General features: G+C 64.0%; 20 protein-coding genes. 1 reads left to right on the top strand and 19 read right to left on the bottom strand.

Annotated features, from left to right (window positions below; genetic code table 11):
- The 8 genes from atpD to ABT24_RS02650 all read right to left on the bottom strand — a co-directional run.
- The coding region (gene atpD / locus ABT24_RS02685) for a F0F1 ATP synthase subunit beta (RefSeq protein WP_286737315.1) at positions 1-901 on the bottom strand (901 nt) is incomplete at its 3' end.
- Between the two features lie 37 nt (positions 902-938).
- On the bottom strand, positions 939-1,817 hold the full coding sequence (gene atpG, locus ABT24_RS02680) for a F0F1 ATP synthase subunit gamma (RefSeq protein WP_013107152.1): 879 nt from the start codon (positions 1,815-1,817) through the stop codon (positions 939-941).
- Between the two features lie 68 nt (positions 1,818-1,885).
- On the bottom strand, positions 1,886-3,427 hold the full coding sequence (atpA, locus tag ABT24_RS02675; RefSeq protein WP_013107153.1) for a F0F1 ATP synthase subunit alpha: 1,542 nt from the start codon (positions 3,425-3,427) through the stop codon (positions 1,886-1,888).
- Between the two features lie 16 nt (positions 3,428-3,443).
- A complete protein-coding gene (locus ABT24_RS02670; protein ID WP_013124224.1) occupies positions 3,444-3,983 on the bottom strand; it encodes a F0F1 ATP synthase subunit delta in 540 nt (179 codons plus the stop codon).
- 12 nt (positions 3,984-3,995) lie between these two features.
- The gene (locus ABT24_RS02665) at positions 3,996-4,466 is read right to left on the bottom strand and encodes a F0F1 ATP synthase subunit B (protein WP_013107155.1); all 471 of its coding nucleotides are present in this window, start codon (positions 4,464-4,466) and stop codon (positions 3,996-3,998) included.
- A 56-nt stretch (positions 4,467-4,522) separates the two neighbouring features.
- Positions 4,523-4,702, bottom strand: a complete 180-nt coding sequence (locus ABT24_RS02660; RefSeq protein ID WP_286737314.1) for an ATP synthase subunit c family protein — start codon at positions 4,700-4,702, stop codon at positions 4,523-4,525.
- Positions 4,703-4,772: 70 nt separating this feature from the next.
- Entirely contained in the window at positions 4,773-5,633 is an 861-nt protein-coding gene (gene atpB / locus ABT24_RS02655; protein ID WP_286737313.1) for a F0F1 ATP synthase subunit A, read from the bottom strand.
- Positions 5,634-5,681: 48 nt separating this feature from the next.
- Complete coding sequence (locus tag ABT24_RS02650) at positions 5,682-6,158, bottom strand: ATP synthase subunit I (protein ID WP_286737312.1); 477 nt, start codon at positions 6,156-6,158, stop codon at positions 5,682-5,684.
- A gap of 321 nt (positions 6,159-6,479) precedes the next feature.
- On the opposite strand from ABT24_RS02650, the gene ABT24_RS02645 reads away from it, so the two are divergent.
- The gene (locus tag ABT24_RS02645) at positions 6,480-6,926 is read left to right on the top strand and encodes a CopD family protein (protein ID WP_276729474.1); all 447 of its coding nucleotides are present in this window, start codon (positions 6,480-6,482) and stop codon (positions 6,924-6,926) included.
- Between the two features lie 12 nt (positions 6,927-6,938).
- Here ABT24_RS02645 and waaF read toward each other — a convergent pair whose 3' ends face one another.
- From waaF to gspL, 11 genes are all read right to left on the bottom strand, one after another.
- Positions 6,939-8,024, bottom strand: coding sequence for a lipopolysaccharide heptosyltransferase II (gene waaF, locus ABT24_RS02640; RefSeq protein ID WP_276729476.1), 1,086 nt, complete (start codon positions 8,022-8,024; stop codon positions 6,939-6,941).
- Between the two features lie 13 nt (positions 8,025-8,037).
- Positions 8,038-8,238, bottom strand: a complete 201-nt coding sequence (locus ABT24_RS02635) for a zinc-finger domain-containing protein (RefSeq protein ID WP_276729478.1) — start codon at positions 8,236-8,238, stop codon at positions 8,038-8,040.
- 32 nt (positions 8,239-8,270) lie between these two features.
- Positions 8,271-9,206 carry a branched-chain amino acid transaminase gene (locus tag ABT24_RS02630; RefSeq protein WP_276729480.1) on the bottom strand — a complete coding sequence of 312 codons (936 nt, stop codon included), beginning with the start codon at positions 9,204-9,206 and terminating at the stop codon, positions 8,271-8,273.
- Between the two features lie 79 nt (positions 9,207-9,285).
- A complete protein-coding gene (tpx, locus tag ABT24_RS02625; RefSeq protein ID WP_276729481.1) occupies positions 9,286-9,783 on the bottom strand; it encodes a thiol peroxidase in 498 nt (165 codons plus the stop codon).
- 100 nt (positions 9,784-9,883) lie between these two features.
- Entirely contained in the window at positions 9,884-10,798 is a 915-nt protein-coding gene (locus ABT24_RS02620; RefSeq protein WP_276729482.1) for a 5'-nucleotidase, read from the bottom strand.
- Positions 10,799-10,801: 3 nt separating this feature from the next.
- A complete protein-coding gene (gene gspF / locus ABT24_RS02615; protein ID WP_286737311.1) occupies positions 10,802-12,016 on the bottom strand; it encodes a type II secretion system inner membrane protein GspF in 1,215 nt (404 codons plus the stop codon).
- Positions 12,017-12,030: 14 nt separating this feature from the next.
- Positions 12,031-13,455 (bottom strand): type II secretion system ATPase GspE, encoded by a 1,425-nt coding sequence (gene gspE, locus ABT24_RS02610; RefSeq protein ID WP_276729484.1) that lies wholly within the window; start codon positions 13,453-13,455, stop codon positions 12,031-12,033.
- Between the two features lie 13 nt (positions 13,456-13,468).
- Entirely contained in the window at positions 13,469-16,135 is a 2,667-nt protein-coding gene (gene gspD, locus ABT24_RS02605; protein ID WP_276729485.1) for a type II secretion system secretin GspD, read from the bottom strand.
- A gap of 64 nt (positions 16,136-16,199) precedes the next feature.
- Positions 16,200-17,117 (bottom strand): type II secretion system protein N, encoded by a 918-nt coding sequence (gene gspN, locus ABT24_RS02600; protein WP_276729486.1) that lies wholly within the window; start codon positions 17,115-17,117, stop codon positions 16,200-16,202.
- Positions 17,118-17,678: a type II secretion system protein M gene (locus tag ABT24_RS02595; RefSeq protein ID WP_276729487.1), complete on the bottom strand. Its 561-nt coding sequence runs from the start codon at positions 17,676-17,678 to the stop codon at positions 17,118-17,120.
- Complete coding sequence (gene gspL / locus ABT24_RS02590; RefSeq protein ID WP_276729488.1) at positions 17,675-18,868, bottom strand: type II secretion system protein GspL; 1,194 nt, start codon at positions 18,866-18,868, stop codon at positions 17,675-17,677. The genes ABT24_RS02595 and gspL overlap by 4 nt, the downstream gene beginning before the upstream one ends.
- Positions 18,869-18,933: the final 65 nt, after the last annotated feature.

Genomic DNA, 18,933 nt, shown 5'->3' with positions numbered 1-18,933 from the left:
TCGAACCGGTCTTGGTCGAGGTGATGCGTTCCTGCAGCACGCCCATTTCTTCCGCCAGGGTCGGCTGGTAGCCCACGGCAGACGGCATACGACCCAGCAGCGCGGACACTTCGGTACCGGCCAGGGTGTAGCGGTAGATGTTGTCCACAAAGAACAGAATGTCACGGCCCTCATCGCGGAAGCGCTCGGCCATGGTCAGGCCGGTCAGCGCCACACGCAGGCGGTTGCCCGGGGGTTCGTTCATCTGACCGAACACCATGCCCACCTTGTCGAGGACGTTGGAGTCCTTCATTTCGTGATAGAAGTCATTGCCTTCGCGGGTGCGCTCACCCACACCGGCGAATACCGACAGGCCGCTGTGCTGCTTGGCGATGTTGTTGATGAGCTCCATCATGTTCACGGTCTTGCCCACGCCGGCGCCGCCGAACAGGCCGACCTTGCCGCCCTTGGCGAACGGGCAGACCAAGTCGATCACCTTGATGCCGGTTTCGAGCAGATCGACCGAGGGCGAAAGATCATCGAACTTCGGCGCGGACTGGTGAATCGAGCGGCGCTCGTCGGTGGCGATGGGGCCGGCTTCGTCGATGGGGCGGCCCAGCACGTCCATGATGCGACCCAGCACCGCCGGCCCCACCGGGACCTGAATGGAATGGCCGGTGTTGTTGACCAGCATGCCCCGACGCAGGCCATCGCTGGAGCCCATGGCAATGGTGCGCACCACGCCGTCGCCGATCTGCTGCTGTACCTCGAAAGTGAGGCCGCTTTCTGCCAGACTGCTGGCGTTGTTGTCCGCCAGCACCAAGGCGTCGTACACCTTGGGAATGGCATTGCGGGGAAATTCGATATCGATCACAGCGCCGATGCACTGAACGATTTTGCCTTGCGCTTGAGCCGTCGTCATATTGCTCTCCAATGGTTTCAATTCGGTTAGCCGGGGTTCACACCGCGGCGGCTCCGCTCACGATTTCCGAAAGTTCTTTGGTAATGGCTGCCTGTCGGCTCTTGTTGTAGACGAGCTGCAACTCACCGATCACGCTCTTGGCGTTGTCCGAGGCGGACTTCATCGCCACCATGCGGGCGGACTGCTCGCACGCCATGTTCTCTGCCACCGCCTGATAAATCAGTGCCTCGATATAGCGCACCAACAGCGCATCGATCACCGGCTTGGCGTCGGGCTCGTAGATGTAATCCCAGCTATGGGACTTTTCATCTCCAGCCTTGGCCGTCAGCGCGTGCGCGGGGAGCGGTACGAGCGGCTCGATTTCCGGCGCCTGCTTCATGGTGTTGACGAAGCGGCTGAAGCCCAGATACACCGCGTCGAGTTTGCCGTCTTGGTAGGCGTCGAGCATGATTTTTACGGGGCCGATCAACTTTTCAAGGTGCGGCTTGTCGCCAAGCTGTACCGCGTGCGACGTGAGATTCATGCCTAAACGCTGCAGGAATTGCAGGCCCTTGTTGCCAATAGCGCAGCATTCGATCTGCACGCCATCGGCCTGCCATTCCTTGATTTTGCCCAGAGCCATGCGGGTGATATTGGTGTTCAGCCCTCCGCACAGCCCCTTGTCAGTGGTCACCAAAATCAAACCCACGCGCTTGATCGGCTCACGTTTGATCAGGAAAGGATGGGTGTATTCCGGATTCGCCTGTCGCAGGTGACCCGCGATGACACGCACCGTGTCTCCATACGGACGCGCAGCGCGCATGCGCTCCTGCGCCTTGCGCATCTTGGAGGCCGCCACCATTTCCATCGCCTTGGTGATCTTGCGCGTGTTTTGCACGCTCTTGATCTTGACGCGTACTTCTTTCATTCCAGCCATTGAATTACTCCTGGGTCAGTCTGGGCGAAAACATCCTTGCCCAGCTCCGTCCGTTTTCGTGGAATGAATTAGTACGCACCGTTTTTCTTGAATTCGGCGATCGCTTCCTTGAGCTTGGCTTCATCATCCTTGGACAGGTCCTTGGAAGATTCGATGCTTTGCACCAAGGCGGCGTGCTTGGTCTGCAGATGATCGTGCAGGCCCTTTTCAAACGGCAGAACCTGCTTGACTTCGATGTCGTCAAGATAGCCGTTGTTCACCGCGTAGAGCGATGCCGCCATCTGCCAGACCTGCGCCGGCTGATACTGAGGCTGCTTCAGCAATTCGACCACTCGGCGGCCGCGCTCGAGCTGCTTGCGGGTCGCTTCGTCCAGGTCGGAAGCAAACTGCGCGAACGCAGCCAGTTCACGGTACTGGGCCAAATCGGTACGAATACCGCCCGAGAGCTTCTTGATGATCTTGGTCTGCGCCGCACCACCCACCCGCGATACCGACACACCCGCGTTGATGGCGGGACGCACACCGGCGTTGAACAGATCGGTTTCGAGGAAGATCTGGCCGTCGGTAATCGAAATCACATTGGTCGGCACGAAAGCGGACACGTCGCCAGCCTGGGTTTCGATGATGGGCAAGGCGGTGAGCGAACCCGTCTTGCCCTTGACCGCGCCGTTGGTGAACTTCTCGACATACGCTTCGCTGACGCGGGCGGCGCGTTCCAGCAGGCGGCTGTGCAGGTAGAACACGTCGCCAGGGTAGGCTTCACGGCCCGGCGGACGGCGCAGCAGCAGCGAGATCTGGCGATAGGCCCAGGCCTGCTTGGTCAGATCGTCATAGATCACCAGCGCATCCTGACCGCGGTCGCGGAAGTATTCGCCCATGGTGCAGCCGGCGTAAGGCGCCAGGTACTGCATGGCGGCTGAGTCCGAGGCGGAGGCCGCGACGACGATGGTGTATTCCATCGCGCCGAACTCTTGCAGCTTGCGCACCACGTTGGCGATGGTCGACGCCTTCTGGCCGATCGCCACGTAGATACAGATCAGGTCTTTGCCCTTCTGGCTGATGATCGAGTCGACGGCCACGGCCGTCTTGCCGGTCTGGCGGTCGCCGATGATCAGCTCGCGCTGGCCGCGACCGACGGGCACCATGGCGTCGATCGCCTTGATACCCGTCTGCACCGGCTGCGACACGGATTGGCGCCAGATCACACCAGGGGCGATCTTTTCGATCGGATCGAGTTGCTTGGTTTCCACCGGCCCCTTGCCGTCGATGGGCACACCCAGGGTGTTGACCACGCGGCCGATGAGCTCGGGGCCGACGGGCACGGAAAGAATCTCGCCGGTGCACTTGACGGTGTCACCTTCTGAGATTTGCTCGTAAGGGCCCAGAATCACCACCCCGACCGAATCACGCTCGAGGTTGAGCGCCAGGCCAAAGGTGTTGTTCGGGAATTCGAGCATTTCGCCCTGCATCACGTCGGACAGCCCGTGCACCCGCGCAATACCGTCGGTGAGGGACACGACCGTGCCCTCGTTGCGGATATTGGCGCTGGCGCCCAGACCTTCGATGCGGCTCTTGATGAGTTCGGAAATTTCTGCGGGATTGAGTTGCATTGGAGCCTCTAAGACTTTAAGCGGTGAGAGCGACTTTCATCTGCTCCAGCCGGGCGCGAACCGAGGTGTCGAGCACTTCGTCGCCTACAGCGACACGCACCCCCCCGATGAGCGACGGATCGATTTCCACAGTGGCGTGCAGCTTGCGGCCGTATTTGCGTTCGAGCGCCTGCAGCAAGCTGTCGAGCGCCTCGCCTTCCAGCGGGAACGCACTGGACACCACGGCCTCGACCTTGCCTTCGGCCTCGTCCTTGAGCACACGGAACTGCTCGGCGATCTGCCCGACTGCGGCGAAACGCCGGTTTTCGGCGAGCATCTCGACCAGATTTTTCAGCACCGGAGCAACGGTTCCCGGCAGAGCACCCAGAACCAGATCAGCAAGTTGCCGTGCGGAAACTTTCGGACTACCCATCACCTCGCGCAAAGCGGGATCGGCAGCAATCTGAGCGATCTGGTCCAAGGCGTCTGCCGCTTGCGCGGGCGGAGTACCGGATTCGCGCACAGCGGCAAAAGCGGCTTCGGCGTAAGGACGGGCAATAGTGGCGAGTTCAGCCATGGCGCACTCCGATTACAGCTCGGCCTTGAGCCGGTTCAGCAGATCGGCATGCACCTGCGGATTGATCTCGCGATGCAGAATGGCCTCGGCACCCTTGACTGCCAGCGCTGCCACCTGGTCACGCAATTGCTCGCGCGCCTTGACCGCTTGCTGATCAGCCTCTGACTTGGCCTGCGCCACGATGTTGGCTGCGACCTCCTCGGCCTTCTTGCGCGCCTCTTCGATCACGGCCTGCGCACGACGCTCGGCGTCAGCCAAGCGTCCCGCGCTCTCTTGATGCGAGCGGGCAAGTTCTTCCTCGACCTTGCGATTGGCCGAGGCGAGTTCAGACTTGGCGCGATCGGCGGCAGCCAGACCGTCGGCGATTTTTGTTGCGCGTTCATCGAGGGCCTTGGTGATGGGGGGCCACACGAATTTCTTCGTGAACCACGCCAGCAGCAAGAAAACGATGATCTGCGCAATGAGTGTTGCGTCCAGATGCATGGCGCTAACCTTTGCTTCAGATGGGTGAACAGATCGTTGCTGGAGTCAAGCGTGGCTTACTTCAGAACGAACGGGTTGGCGAAGGTGAACATCATGGCCAGACCGACACCGATCAGGAAGGCCGCGTCGATCAGACCGTTGCTGCCCATGATGCCGATGCCGATACAAGCGCCGTTGGCGCCCAGACCAATGATCAGACCTGCGGCCAGTGCGACATATCCGAGAACGTGTTCCATGCTTGCTCCTAGTGAGTTGAAGTGGTGAAGAAAAAAGAAATCAGAAAAAAACGAAACTAATCAAAACCGATCAATGGTGATCATGCGCCTGACCGATGTAAACCAGGGTCAGCATCATGAAAATGAAACCCTGCAGCACGATGACCAGCAGACTGAAGATCGACCAGGCCAGACCGGCTGCGATGTTGCCGAAGAACAGTGCCCAACCCGTCAAGCTGCTCAGGCCGGCAGCCCCCATGAGCGCGATGATCATGAACAGAATTTCCTCGTCGTAAAGGTTGCCGAACAACCGCATGCCATGCGAGAGGGTTTTCGCCAAATATTCGAGCAACTGCATGGCGAAGTTCAGCGGCCAGAGCAGAAAGTGGTTGCCAAACGGAGCGGTGAACAATTCATGCACCCAACCGCCGATGCCCTTGATCTTGATGCCGTAGTACAGACTCAGCAACAAAATGGTGATCGACATGCCCAGGGCGATCGACAGGTCGGCCGTAGGCACCACACGCAAATACATATGCTCCGGGTCGTGGCCGGTCGCTGCGCCCGCGGTTTGCCAGAGGCGGGGCAACAGGTCGACGGGCAGCAGATCCATGAGGTTCATCATCACGATCCAGACGAACGAGATGAACGCCAGCGGAGCCACGAATTCGCGCGACTTGGCATTGCGCACAATGCCGCGCGCCTGCTCGTCCACGAACTCAACCAGAAATTCGACCGCAGCCTGAAGCCTGCCCGGCTTGCCGCTGGTCATGTTTTTTGCGACGCGCCACAGCACGTAGCACGCAATCACGCCCAGCAGCACGGAGAAGAAAAGGGAATCGATGTCGACGATGCCAAAGTCAACCACCCCGGTACGCGGACCACTGGTCCATTGCGTCAGGTGGTGAACGATGTACTCGCCTGCGGTGATGGTGTGTTGTTCTGCGGACATGGTCGACTATTTTGAGGAGGGCCGCCTGCGCGGCACGACTGGAATGGATCAGGCTGCGCAACTCGATTTCTTGCCGCGCAGAATCAGGGCGACCCAGTACACCTGCAAGGTCACGACGACGGCGATCAGCATCGCGGCCCAACTGAGGGGCTGCACGATGCGCGGCGCAAAAAACAGAAGCACGATGGTCAAACCGATTTTCAACAACTCACCCAGCGCAAAACCGTAAACCGCCACGCCGGGCTTCAATTTGGACAGCCAGAGCTGAATGGATAGGGCAAACAGCGCAGAGGGCACGGCGATGATGGCCGCGCCATACAGGGCAGACCACACGACCGAGAGCTTGCCCGCCGCAAAAAACCCGCTCACCAAGGCCACGGCCAGGCCGACCGCGGCCTGCAGCGCCACCACGCGCCAAACGGACACCTGCGGCTTGCGCAGAAGCAAGCTCTGCACTTCGGCGCGCGTCATGGGCGCAGCCGACGGCACGTCTTGCTCGTCTTTCCAAGGGTCGATGGATGGCACAGTTGGGTTCAAGGCAAAAACACTCTGGTCAGCTTTGTGGACGGCCGTATCGGCAGTCCACGAGTTGAACTTGGGTTAAAACGCTTCCACCAATCTGCGCAGCCCGCTGCGGATTGCGGCGGCGGTTGTTGCGACGGGTAACAATTGGCGTGAAGGTCAAACGGCGAAAGTATAGGGGAAAGTCGATACAGCACCAGCTTTTTTCGTGCGGCTGCATCTAACATTGTGTCGAGTCAACGTTCTGTCATTTCGCTTGACAGCCGCGTCGCCACTGACCTCAATTTGTGCAAGCGCGCATTTCATCCAATTTCGGGAACTTTCATGACGGCTCTGCTGGTCTTTTTACATCTTGTCGCCGCAGTGATCTGGATGGGTGGTATGGCGTTCATTCTGTTTGCCATGCGGCCCGCCGTTTTCGCCCTGCTTCAACCGCCTGTGCGCCCGCAGTTCATTCTGGCGACACTGCAGCGCTTCTTCCCTCTCGTCTGGCTCAGCATCGCGGTGATTTTGATTTCGGGACTGATCATCATGCTGCAGGTCGGTTTCGCCCAGGCGCCCGCGGGCTGGCATGCGATGCTGGGCATCGGTCTGGTGATGATGGCGGTCTTTGCGCACATTTACTTTGCACCGTACCGCCGCGCGCGCCAGGCCGCCTCTAGGCAGGACTGGCCCGCGCTGGGCCGCGCGCTGGAGCAGATTCACCCCTTGGTGGTGCTCAACTTTACGCTGGGCTGGATTGCGATTGCGGTTGTGATGCTCTGGCATTGAGCGCCTGAGCGCTCAATGGGGTGCGGCAGCAGACATCAGTCGCGCCAGCTCACGCCAGACCGCATCGGGCGTGATGTGATTGAGGCAGTCCAGATGCCCCAGCGGACAGGTCCGTTGAAAACACGGACTGCAATCGAGGTGCAGCCAGAGCGTTGCACTGTGATGCGCCGCAGGAGGCGTGTGGCGCGGATCGGTCGAGCCGTACACCCCCACGGTCGGGCGCTGCAGTGCGGCGGCCACATGCATCAAACCGGAATCGTTACTCACCGCACCGCTGCAACTGGCAAGCAAGGCAATGGCGTCTGCCAGCCGCGTAGCGCCGCAAAGATTCACGCTGCCCGGCGCCTGCGTGGCAATCTCGGCTCCGGCCGCAGCATCCCGCGGGGCGCCAAGCACGGCAACGGCATAACCGGCTTGTTGCGCCTGGATGGCCAGGACGGCATAGTGCGCGACCGGCCATTGCTTGGCCGGGCCGTATTCCGCGCCGGGGCAGAGGGCAATCCAGCGCGGCGGCAGACCGAACCGGCGGCGCGCCGCCTCGGCCTCGTCGGGAGAAATGTGCAGGGTCGGCTCTGGAATCGAAACCGGGCTGGACGCGCCGTCAACCTGCGCCAGCGCGGCGTAATGTTGGCGCATGTCCGGTCGGCCCTGACTCTGCGGCCGGGGAACGCGGCAGGACACGGGCGACAGCGCCATTGGCTCGGAGACTGGCCTCAACCGAGCCGGCTCGTCAGCCTCAACCCGATCGGTCAGCAGCAGCCCGCGCGCTTCGCCGGTATAGCCAATGCGCTGCGGTATGCGTGCCAGCCACGGCACCAGGCGCGACTTGAGGTTGTTGCCGAGGATGTAGGCCCGCTGGAAACCCGCACCACGCAATGGCTTTGCGATGCGCCTGCGTAGCGCGAAATCGAGCTGACCATGCGCGAACGGCGCCTCGATGACCTCGCTCACCCCCGGCATGGCCCGCAATACCGGAGCCACGCCGGGCAGCCCTAGCGCGCTAATCTCTTCGCCTCGGGCGGTCAGCAAAGCCACCAAGGGCTGGGCCATCACCGCGTCGCCGATCCACTGCGGGGCGATCAGCAGAACACGGGTCATGCCGGACGTGCACTCAATGGCCGTGCACCACTTCGCCTTCGGCCAGACGGTAGCGGGTGCCGCAGTAAGGGCAGGCCGCTTCGCCGTGCGTCACGTCGATGAATACGCGCGGATGGCCGCTCCAGATCGGCATACTGGGATTGGGACAGTAGGCCGGCAGATCCTTGGCCTTGAGTTCGACCACGGGCATGTCGGGCTTGGGAATGGCGCTCATAGGCGGGTCTCGATCAGTGAGGGATTGCGTCGTCAAACCGCAGACAGCCAGCCTGCGTACTTGGGATTGCGGCCGCCGACAATGTCGAAGAAAGCATTCTGGATGCGCTCGGTGATCGGGCCGCGATACCCGGGGCCGAGGGTGATGCCGTCGAGCTCGCGGATGGGGGTGACCTCGGCCGCCGTGCCGGTAAAGAAGGCTTCGTCGGCGATGTAAACCTCGTCGCGGGTGATGCGCTTTTCCTTGATGGTCAGGCCAAGGTCTTCGCAGATGGCGAACACGGTTTTGCGCGTGATGCCGTTGAGCGCGCCCGAAGAAAGATCGGGGGTGTAGAGCACGCCTTCGCGCACGACGAAAATATTCTCGCCCGCGCCCTCGCTCACAAAGCCCTGCGGGTCGAGCAGCAGCGCTTCGTCGTAGCCGTCGCCCGTGACCTCCAGATTCGCCAGAATGGAGTTGGTGTAATTGCTCACCGCCTTGGCGTTGCACATGGTGATGTTCACATGGTGGCGGGTGTAACTACTGGTCTTGACGCGAATGCCGCGCTTGAGCCCCTCTTCGCCGAGATAGGCGCCCCACGGCCACGCTGCGATCATCAGATGAATGGTGTTGCCGCGCGGCGAAACGCCCAGCTTCTTGTCGCCGATCCAGGTCAGCGGACGGACGTAGCAGGAGTCGAAACCGTTGGCCTTGACCACGTCGATCTGGGCTTGCATAGCCTGCTCGATGGTGAAAGGAATCTCCATGCGCAGAATCTTGGCGCTGTTGAACAGGCGCTCGGTGTGATCGCGCAGGCGGAAGATGGCCGTGCCCTTGTCGGTCTTGTAAGCCCGCACGCCCTCGAAGGCGCCGCAGCCGTAGTGCAGGGTGTGGGTCAGAACGTGGACTTTGGCATCACGCCACTCCACCAACTGGCCGTCCATCCAGATTTTTCCGTCGCGATCCGACATGGATGTGGGCATGACCATGATGTGTTGTCTCCGCAGAATAAAAGAACCATTCTAGAAACTCCGCGCGGCAAACACACGCCACGCGGAGTCGGCTGCCTTACAGCGCCGCCAACGCCGCGTCGTAGTTGGGCTCGTGGGCGATTTCGTTCACCAGCTCGGTGTGCAGTACGGTGTTGTCCTTGTCGAGCACAACCACGGCGCGGGCGCACAGCCCGGCAAGCGGGCCGCCAGCGATGCCCACGCCGTAGGCCTGGGCGAAACTGCGGTCACGCATTTCCGAGAGGTTGACCACCTTGTCCAGCCCTTCGGCGCCGCAGAAGCGGGCCTGGGCAAACGGCAGATCGGCCGAGATACACAGCACCACGGTGTCGGGCTTGTCGCTGGCGCGAGCGTTGAAGGTGCGCACAGATTGCGCGCAGGTCGGGGTGTCGATGGACGGGAAGATGTTGAGCACCTTGCGCTTGCCCGCGAAGTCGGCCAAGGTGCGGTCGGCCAGGTCTTTGTCGGTCAGGCGGAAGTCGGGGGCTTTGCTGCCTTTGGCGGGCAATTCGCCGCTGGTGGGAACGGGGTTGCCCTGCAGATGGGTGGTGGCCATGCGAGTCTCCTTCGGGGTGTCGTCAGCGAGTGACAGAGCTTGGCATGGTAGAGGCGCCGCGACTTTTTTTCAGGCGGCGGCCGCACGGGCCGAGCGGTCTTCAGGACTTGCGCGTGACTTCGGCGTGCACCTGCCCCGAGGGCACATGACGCGCGGCGGATTGCACATGTCCCGCTTGGTCGTCGAAGAAAAAATCGGGCTGAAATTCGCGCAGGAACGGCCCCTTATCCAGCCCGCCAAGAAACATGGCTTCATCGATGGTGATGTTCCAGTGCATCAGGGTGCGGACGGCGCGCTCGTGCGCCGGAGCGCTGCGCGCGGTGACCAGCGCGGTGCGCAGACGCATGGGGGTGGAGCCATCGGCGCTGGCCTTTTGCAGGCGGTGCAGGGCTTCGAGCAGGGGCTTGAATGGGCCTGGCGGCAGCGGCAGCGCGGCCTTGCGGGCTTCGTGCTGCTGGAAAGCGGGCAGACCTTCGGTCTGGAAGACGCGCTCGGCTTCGTCGGAGAACAGCACCGCGTCACCGTCGAAGGCGATGCGCACTTCATCGGGATGCGCCTCGGACGCACGCGCCGACTCGGGGTAAACCTGCGCCGCCGGATACCCGGCGTGCAGCGCAGCGCGAACATCGTCTGGCTCGGCCGACAGAAACAGATGGGCCTGCAAAGCGTGTAGATATTGATAGGGCGCGCGGCCCCGCGTGAATACGCCGCGCTCGATGGGCGTGCCGTGGTGTTTGGCGGAATTGAACACCCGCAACCCGGACACCGGGTCGTTACGCGACAGCAGCACCACTTCCACCCGGTCGCGCTGGGCGTCGCTGGTGTTGAAGGCCAGCAGCTTGCGTACCAGTTGGAACGCCACGCCGGGATGCGCCGGGCGCTCCAGCCGGTCGAGCTGCAGCCGCATGTAGGCGGCGTCGTCGGCCTGCTCGAACACGCGGTTCTCCTCCTCGAAATCGAACAGGGCGCGGGAGGAAATCGCCACGACCAGGCGGTCGTTCAAATCGGCAGGCATGACTTATTTCACCAGGTTGTTCATCTGGATGATGGGCATCATCACGGCCAGCACGATGAGCAGCACCATGCCGCCCATGACCAGAATGAGCAGCGGCTCCAGAATGGTGGTCAGGGTCATGGCGCGGCGCTGCACTTCCTGCGCATGCTGCACGGCGGCGCGGTCGAGCATCTGCGGCAGCGTGCCGGTTTGCTCGCCCAATCGGATAAAGGTGATGAGCACGGGCGGAAAGCGCTTGTGCAGCGCCAGCGACTGTGCAAGCGTTGCGCCCTCGCGCACCAGGGCAATGGCCTCTTCGGCGTCGGCCTTGAGCAGGCTGTTGCTCAGCGTGTCTGCAGCGGCCTGCAGTGCGCGCAATATGGGTACGCCCGCCGCACCCAAAATGCCCAAGGTGCTGGCGAAACGCGCGGTGTTGATGCCGCGGATCAGCCGTCCGAACAGCGGGCTGCGCAGCATCATGGCGTCGAATGCCAGACGCGGTCCCGGCAGCTTCATGGCCTGCGCGAACACGACGCCCCCAACCGCGAGCACGATCAAAATCAGCCAGCCCCAGGCCCGCATGAAATCGGACACGGCGATGAGGCCGACGGTGAGAAGCGGCAACTTCTGGTGCGCGCCCTGAAACACGCCGACCACCTGCGGCACGACGTAGGTGAGCAGCAGCACCACCACGGTGACGGCCACCAGCACCACGATGGCCGGATAGGCGAAGGCCTGCACCAGCTTGCCGCGCAGCGCCTGCTGGTCTTCGAGGTAGTCGGACAGCCGCTCCATCACCAGACCCAGGTCGCCACTGTCTTCGCCGGCGCTCACCAGCGCGCGGTAGATGGGCTTGAATTCGCGCGGATACTGAGCCAGCGCGTCGCCCAGGCTGTGTCCGGCGGAGACTTCGCTTTTGAGGTTGGAAAGCAGATTGCCGATTTCGGCGCGGTCGGCGTCTTCGGCCAGGGCGGCAAGGGCTTTCTCCACCGGCAGGCCAGACACCAACAGGCCCGCGATCTGGCGGGTGAACAGGGTGCGTTCCTGGTTGTTGAACACCCGGCGCGCAAACCGGCGGCCGCTGGCCTGCGCCGCTTCTTCGTGAATGCCTTCGACCTGCAACGGAATGAGCCCGCGGCTGCGCAACAGGGTACGGGCGCCGCGGGCGCTGTCGGATTCGAGCACGCCGGACTGTTCGGCGCCTGCGGTGTCAAGGGCGGTGAAACGGTAGGCGGGCATGGTGGAGCAGAAATTCAATCACGCGTCACGCGCAGCAACTCGGCAAGACTGGTGATGCTGGTGTCGATATAGCGTTGCCCATCCTGGCGCATATTGCGCATCCCCGTGGCCTGGGCCAGGCGCCGCAACTCGGCCTCGGAGGCACGGGCGTGAATGGCGGCGCGCAGACCGTCGTCCACTTCGAACAGCTCGAACACGCCGGTGCGTCCGGTGTAGCCGGTGTGATTGCACGCGGGGCAACCCACGGGCACGAAACCCTGGCCGTCGGGCGACGGCACTTTGCAGGCCGGGCAGAGCTGGCGCACCAGCCGCTGCGCCAACACGCCCAGCAGCGAAGAGGCAAGCAGAAAGGGCTCGACGCCCATATCGGTCAGGCGGGTAACGGCCGAGACGGAGTCGTTGGTGTGCAGAGTGGCGAGCACCAGGTGGCCGGTGAGCGAGGCCTGAATGGCGATCTGCGCGGTTTCGAAATCGCGGATTTCGCCGATCATCACCACGTCGGGGTCTTGCCGCAGGATGGCGCGCAGAGCTCGGGCAAAGGTGAGGTCGATGCGGGCGTTGACCTGCGTCTGGCCGATGCCGGGCAGGTCGTACTCGATCGGGTCTTCCACCGTCATGATGCTGGTGGTGCTGGCATCGAGTCGGCTCAGCGCCGAGTAAAGCGTGGTGGTCTTGCCGCTGCCGGTCGGGCCGGTGACCAGCAGGATGCCGTGCGGCGCGCGAATGAGGGCATCGAAGTGGTCGAGCATGTCGAGCGCCATACCCACGGCGCGCAGATTCAGCCGCGCCGCCGATTTGTCGAGCAAGCGCAGCACGGCGCGTTCGCCATGCGCGCAAGGCAGGGTGGACACGCGCACATCGAGGGTGCGGCCGCCGATGCGCAGGGCGATGCGGCCGTCCTGCGGCAGACGCTTTTCGGCGATGTCGAGCTGCGAAAGAATCTTGATGCGCGAAATCAGCGCGCCGTGCAGCGCCTTGTTGGGCCGCACCACTTCGCGCAGCGTGCCGTCCACGCGAAAGCGCACCACCGAAGCGGTTTCATAGGGCTCGATGTGAATGTCGGAAGCCCCTTCGCGCGCGGCCTGGGTGAACAGCACATTGAGCATGCGGATGATGGGCGCGTCGTCGGCGGCTTCGAGCAGGTCTTCCACCGCGGGGATGTCCTGCATCAGCCGGCCCAGATCGACGTCGCCCTCCACTTCGCTGATGACCGAGGCGGCGCTGCCGTCACGGGCAGCGTAGGCCGCGCCGATGCGCGCCTGCAGGTCTTCAGCGGTGGTGCGGTGCACCGCGCACAGCACATGCTGGCGCTGCACCTCGGCCAACGCCGCGGGCCGCGTGGCCTCGCACATCCAGAGTTCGACGCCCTGGCCGTCGTCTTCGGCCAGCACCGCCTGGTCGCGGCAGAAGGTATAGGGCAAGGGATGACGCACGGACATGGCGAGCGGTCGTTCAGTGCTGCGGCGTGAGGATGACGCGCAGTTGCTTGCCCCGCACCTCGGTGACGTAGCGCGTGGTCTGAGTCAGGTTGAAAATCACCCGGGTCTTGCCCTGGTCATCAACCACGCTGGCAGACTGCAGCGGCCCCAGATCAAAGCTCTGGCTCTTGCTGCTGAGCTGCGAATGGGCGCCCTGAAAATCGAGCACCAGCCGAATCGGATCGCTCAAGGTGAATGCGGTGGGCGGGGCGGCCAGGGGCTGCGAAAAACCGAGTTCCACCACGGTCGCGTCAGCCTTGCTCTTCGCCTGAAGGCTCTGCAGGGCATTGGCTGCACCGGGCGCAGCGGGTGGCATGGCGAGGGACGTGGGCGAGGTAGAGGGCGAGGGCGCCGCAGCGGCGCTGCTGGCTGCGCCCAGCGACATGGGGGGCGTGGGCGCTGCCCCCGTATCGCCTTGAAGGGACGGCAGCACCGGCCCCGGCATCTCGGGCATGCCGAACTGCGCGGGCAGTTGCGCCCTGTCCTGCATGCCGCGCATGGTGTCGTAGCGTTGCTGGCTCAGCGCGTTGCCCTGATCTTCAGTGCGCACCACGATGGGCCGCAGGAACACCATCAGATCGGTCTTCTGTGCCGTGCGCGAATTGGAGCGGAACAGCGCGCCCAGCCCCGGAATGTCGCCCAAACCCGGAATCTTGCTGTTGTTCTGGCTCACGTTGTCCTGCATCAGCCCGCCGAGCACGATGGTCTGGCCGTCGTTGACCAGCACGGCGGTCTGGATGGAGCGTTTGTTGGTGATGATGCCCGCCGCGTTGGTGGTGCTGGAAATACTCGACACCTCCTGGTAGACATCCATCTTGATCGCGCCGCCTGCGGTGATCTGCGGCCGCACTTTCAAGGTCAGGCCGACGTCTTTGCGCTCGATGGTCTGGAACGGCGTGACGGTGGCGCTCGATCCGGTTTGCGCATACTGGCCGGTGACGAAGGGCACGTTCTGGCCGACGACGATCTTGGCCTCTTCGTTGTCGAGGGTCATCAGGTTGGGCGCGGAAAGTATGTTGGCGCCGTCCTGCGTCTGCAGAAAATTCGCCAGCAGACCCAACGTGGCCATGCCCGCCACGTTGTGCAGAATGCCGATGTTCAGGCCATTGGGGATGGCCAGCGAACCGCTGGCGAGCGCCGTTGCCGCCGAACTGCCGCCGCCGGAAATGGCCGCCTGCAGATTGATGATGTTCGAGCCGCCAGTGCCGTAATTGCTGCCGCCGATGATGGCATTCTGATTGCCCGCGCTGCCGGCGATGGCCTGCCACTGAATACCGAGTTGCGCCGCCTTGTTGGCGTCGACCTCGGCGATCAGCGCCTCGACATAAACCTGCGCCCGGCGCACGTCGAGCCGCTCGATCACCCGGCGCAGTTGCATGTAAACCGGCTGCGGCGCGTTGATGATGAGGGCATTGAGCGAGTTGTCGGCATAAACCGTGCCGCCCTGCGGCAAGGTCACCGTCGAGTCGCTGCTGGTGGCGGCGAATTCCGGCGCCTGGCCCAGCCCCGGGCTGGTGGCGCCGGACGACCCGTAAGAAGATGAGTTGCTGTTGTTACTGCCGCCACTCATCGACTGCGATCCCCCCTGCGGCTTGGTCTGCGACTGCCCGCCCGCAGCGCTGCCCGTGCCTTGCGCGGCCAGCACCCCGCGCAGGGTGCGCGCCAGATCGGCCGCATTGGCATTGCGCAGATAGACCACATGGATGTTGTCCTGATCATTTTGCGGCCGGTCGAGGCGGCGGATCATCTGCTCGATCTCGGCGAGTTGCGCGCCATTGGTGGCCCGCACGATGAGCGAGTTGCTGGCCGACTCGGGCAGGATGACTGCGCGCATGGCCCCGCTGCCAGCGACGGCTGCCTGCACACCGGGGGTGCCCGGGCCGCTCGAGGTGACCGTCTGCATGTCGATGAGCTTTTGCAACGTGGGCGCCAGATCGCTGGCCACCGCGTAGGTCAGCGGTACGACGGTGACTTCGGTGCCGGTGGGCACGTCGAGCGCGGCGATGATGCGCGCGATGCGCTTGAGGTTGTCGGCATAGTCGGTCACGACCAGCGCATTGCCGGAGGGGCTGACGTTGATGGTGTTGTTGGGCGAGATCAAGGGCCGCAACACGGGCAGCAGGCTGCTGGCCGAGGCATTGCGCAACTGGAAGATCTGCGTGACCACCTGATCGCCACGACCGGGAATGCGAGAAGGCGCCAGCCCGACGCCCACCGGCCCGCTCTGCAGCTTGGCGTCGGCCTCGGGCACGACCTGAAACACGCCGTCATGCTCCACCACGGCAAACCCGGCCAGGCGCAACTGCGTAAGCAGCGCCTGGAAGACTTTCTGCGGCGGCACCGGTTTTTCAAACTGAAGGGTGACCTGGCCCTTCACCCGCGGATCGACGATGAAGTTGCGCCCGGTTGCCGCGGCCACCGCCTGCACCGCGCTGGCGATGTCGGCGTTGACCAGGTTGATGGTGAGATCCCCATTGGCGCTACGTTTGGCTTGGTCAGTCTTGCCCGCCATGCCCGAGGGCGCCTGCGCCATCACCGGTTGCAGCATGAGCAAAGGAACGAGCAGCAAGGCCACCGCGCGGCCGATCCTGCGGCTGATCCCGCTGCGGGCATGAGAGTTGGGGTTCAAGTCGGGATGCATCACGGCGTTCCTTGATTCTTGTCGTGTTCTGTGGCGGTCGGAGTGTCGTCGAATTCAGTCGAATTCAAATGGCGATTCGCACATGGTCACCCTCGCGACGTCCGAGGAGCGACAGCAAATTCGCCATCGCCGCTTCGTTGCCGGGCGCCGCCCGGCCGGTGCCGAGAAACTGCAGGGCCTGACCGTTCCAGACCCCTTTGCCCTGCAACAGCAGGGGCCCTTTGTCGCTGCGCAACTCGACTTGCGCATCGGCGCCCTGCCCGGTGATGCTCAGGGTATAGCTGCCGATGGGCGCCACCACACTCAGGCGGGATGCCACATCCGGCAGGTCGATCTGTACCTGCCCCCCGATCCGCATCCGCCCAGCGACCGATTCTAGGAGCAGGCCACGCAAGGTGAATTGCGCCTGTCCCCGTAGCGCAACGGTATTCCAGGGAGTGCCCAGCCCGTCGAGCACCGATAGCGGCAGCATGCCCTGCCAGGGGGCATCCGGCGCGCCCCCTGCCGGGCGCAGCGCCACGGTGGTCTGCGACCAGCCGAGCTGGGTGCTGATCTGCAGCGGCTGCGGCGAGACCTTGGGCCAGTCGATCTGCGCCAGCAGTCGGCCGCGCCAGAGATTGCCCAGACCGATAGTCCAGTGCAAGGTGCCGGGCAGCACGGTGGCGCCGCGGCTGCCCGCCCCGCCTTCGAGCACCAGCAGCGCCGAGCCGTCGCGCCAGGTGCCTTGCGCCTGAGCGAGCAAGACGTGCTGACCGCTGGCCTTCCACACCGCCGCGCTCAGCCAGCTGGCCGGGGCCTGCCACAGCAGCGCCCACAGCACGCCCAGCAAAGCCGCCAGCCACAACCAGCGGCGGCTGAAGGCGCGTTGGCGTTTGACCGGTTTGCGGGATGATGAACGCCCGCGTGAGGATGACTTGGACGAACGCTTGCCGGAAGACGCCGCAGCGCGCGCCGGATCGGTGGATTTGGGTGCGCTGGCCATTCATCCGCCACCCGATCCTTGCCGCGACAGATGCACCGTGCCGCTGAGCGCGCCGTCCGGGCCGAGCTTGAGATCGGCGCCGTCCACCTGCGCCGACCAGTCGCGTCGCGCCGTTTGCGCCAGCGCCGCCAGGGTGGCCGGTCGCAACGCAGAGAGATCCAGCGTCACCTCGCCCGGCAGCACCTGCGCCTGAACCTTGGCGCCCGGATCGACACGCTTGAACCAGGCCACGATGGCCGCCTGCAAATCGCCACTGAATGCCGAGGCGGAAGGCGCACTGCGCAGAGCGGCGATCTGCTGACCGTCCTGCTGCAGGGTTTGCAACTGCTGCTGCAGGCTGACGATGCGCTGCGGCGCGGTTTGCAGGGTATGCCAAGCGGGTTTGATCGCCAGCAGCCACAGCAGCGCAACCAGCACCAGCACCGCGGCAGAGCCGATCAGCACGCGCTCGCGCGGCGACATGGCAGCCCAGCGCTGACGCCCGAGCGCCACCGTCTGAGGAAGGCCCCGGTACCAGAGCCCCGACAACGTCGCCATGCGGCCGCCTTGCGTCGCGCTCATTGCGCCGCTCCCGTCACACTCAGCACATCGCCCTGCGCCACGCAGGACAGGCCGGCCGGAGTGCACCTTGCTGCCGCCTGCGCGGCCGCGTCACCCGGCAGACTGAGCTGCAACTGGCCCGGGCTGAATTTCAGCACCGTGGGCACGATGCCCGGCGGCACCACCACGCTGGCGCGCCCCATGAGCACGTCGAGATCGCCATCTCCGGGACGGCCGGTGCGCAGGCGCGCGTCGTTGAGCGCGCGCTGCACCTGCAGGCGTGCATCGAGAATGGCGGGCACACCGGGTAGCGCCTCGGCCGCCGTGGCGTCGAGCTTTTGCCGTAACTGACTTTCCTGCCGTGAAAGTTTGAACGCGGCGGCGTTCATGCCCACCAACTGCACGACCGCCAGCAGCCCCAGCAGGGCACCGACACGTCGCCAGGCGGGTGTGGTGAGTTGCTCCATCACCCCGGCCCAACCTCGCGACAGCGCGTGTTTGGGCGCAAGGTCGAACTGCCGCAGATTCCACGGCGACTGCGCTGCCCGCGCCATCCAGCCGGCGTCGCTGAGCGTGGCCGGTGTGAGTCCGGGCGGCAGATCGAGCCAGCTGAGTTGGGGCTGCGCCTGATCTTGCACCCAAAGATGTTCGGGCGTGACGGGCAGCGGCAGCGCCTGCGGCGCGGCGGCGTCAGCCGCGAGAATGAGCGGCAACCAGGCCGCCTCGCCCTGCAGGTCGCGCCACAGCAGACGCGGGCCTTGCCCTGAAGTTTGCAGCAGCGCGTCGCCCGGTGCCAGCAAGGCGGCTTCGGGAACGATTTTCTCCGGCTCCTGCCCGGCCTGAGCGAGATCGGCAATCGCCTGCTGCAGCGCGGCCTTTTGCACCGCACAGGCCAGCGTGACGCTACCGTCTTCGGCGAGCGGCCCGACACTCAAATGCAGTTGCCCCGCGTCCTGCAGCAGACGGTCTTCGAGCGCCCCGTTGAGCGCGGCCTGCAGCCGGGAAGGCGCCATGGCGGGCAGCGTCGCTGCCATGACCGAGGCGTCGAGCGCATCGACCACGGCCACCACCCGGGCGCCACGCGGAAGCAGCGCAACCTGCTCCCGACCGGCCGATTGCAGTTTGCCATTGGCGCTCAGCAGCACGTACTCCAGCTCCGGCAGCGAGTGCGCGGTAGCCAGGGGCGGCAGGCGGAGAACCAGGGTTTGCATGATGGCGGCGATTGTAGAGAGGCTTTGTTGCAGTAAAGGTACAGGAAATACGCGATGTTGCAATG

Origin of the sequence: Thiomonas sp. SCN 64-16 (assembly GCF_001725585.1) — a bacterium.
Taxonomy (GTDB): domain Bacteria; phylum Pseudomonadota; class Gammaproteobacteria; order Burkholderiales; family Burkholderiaceae_C; genus Thiomonas; species Thiomonas arsenitoxydans.
Note: the sequence above shows the minus strand (reverse complement) of the source record. Positions and strands in the feature narration are given on the sequence as shown.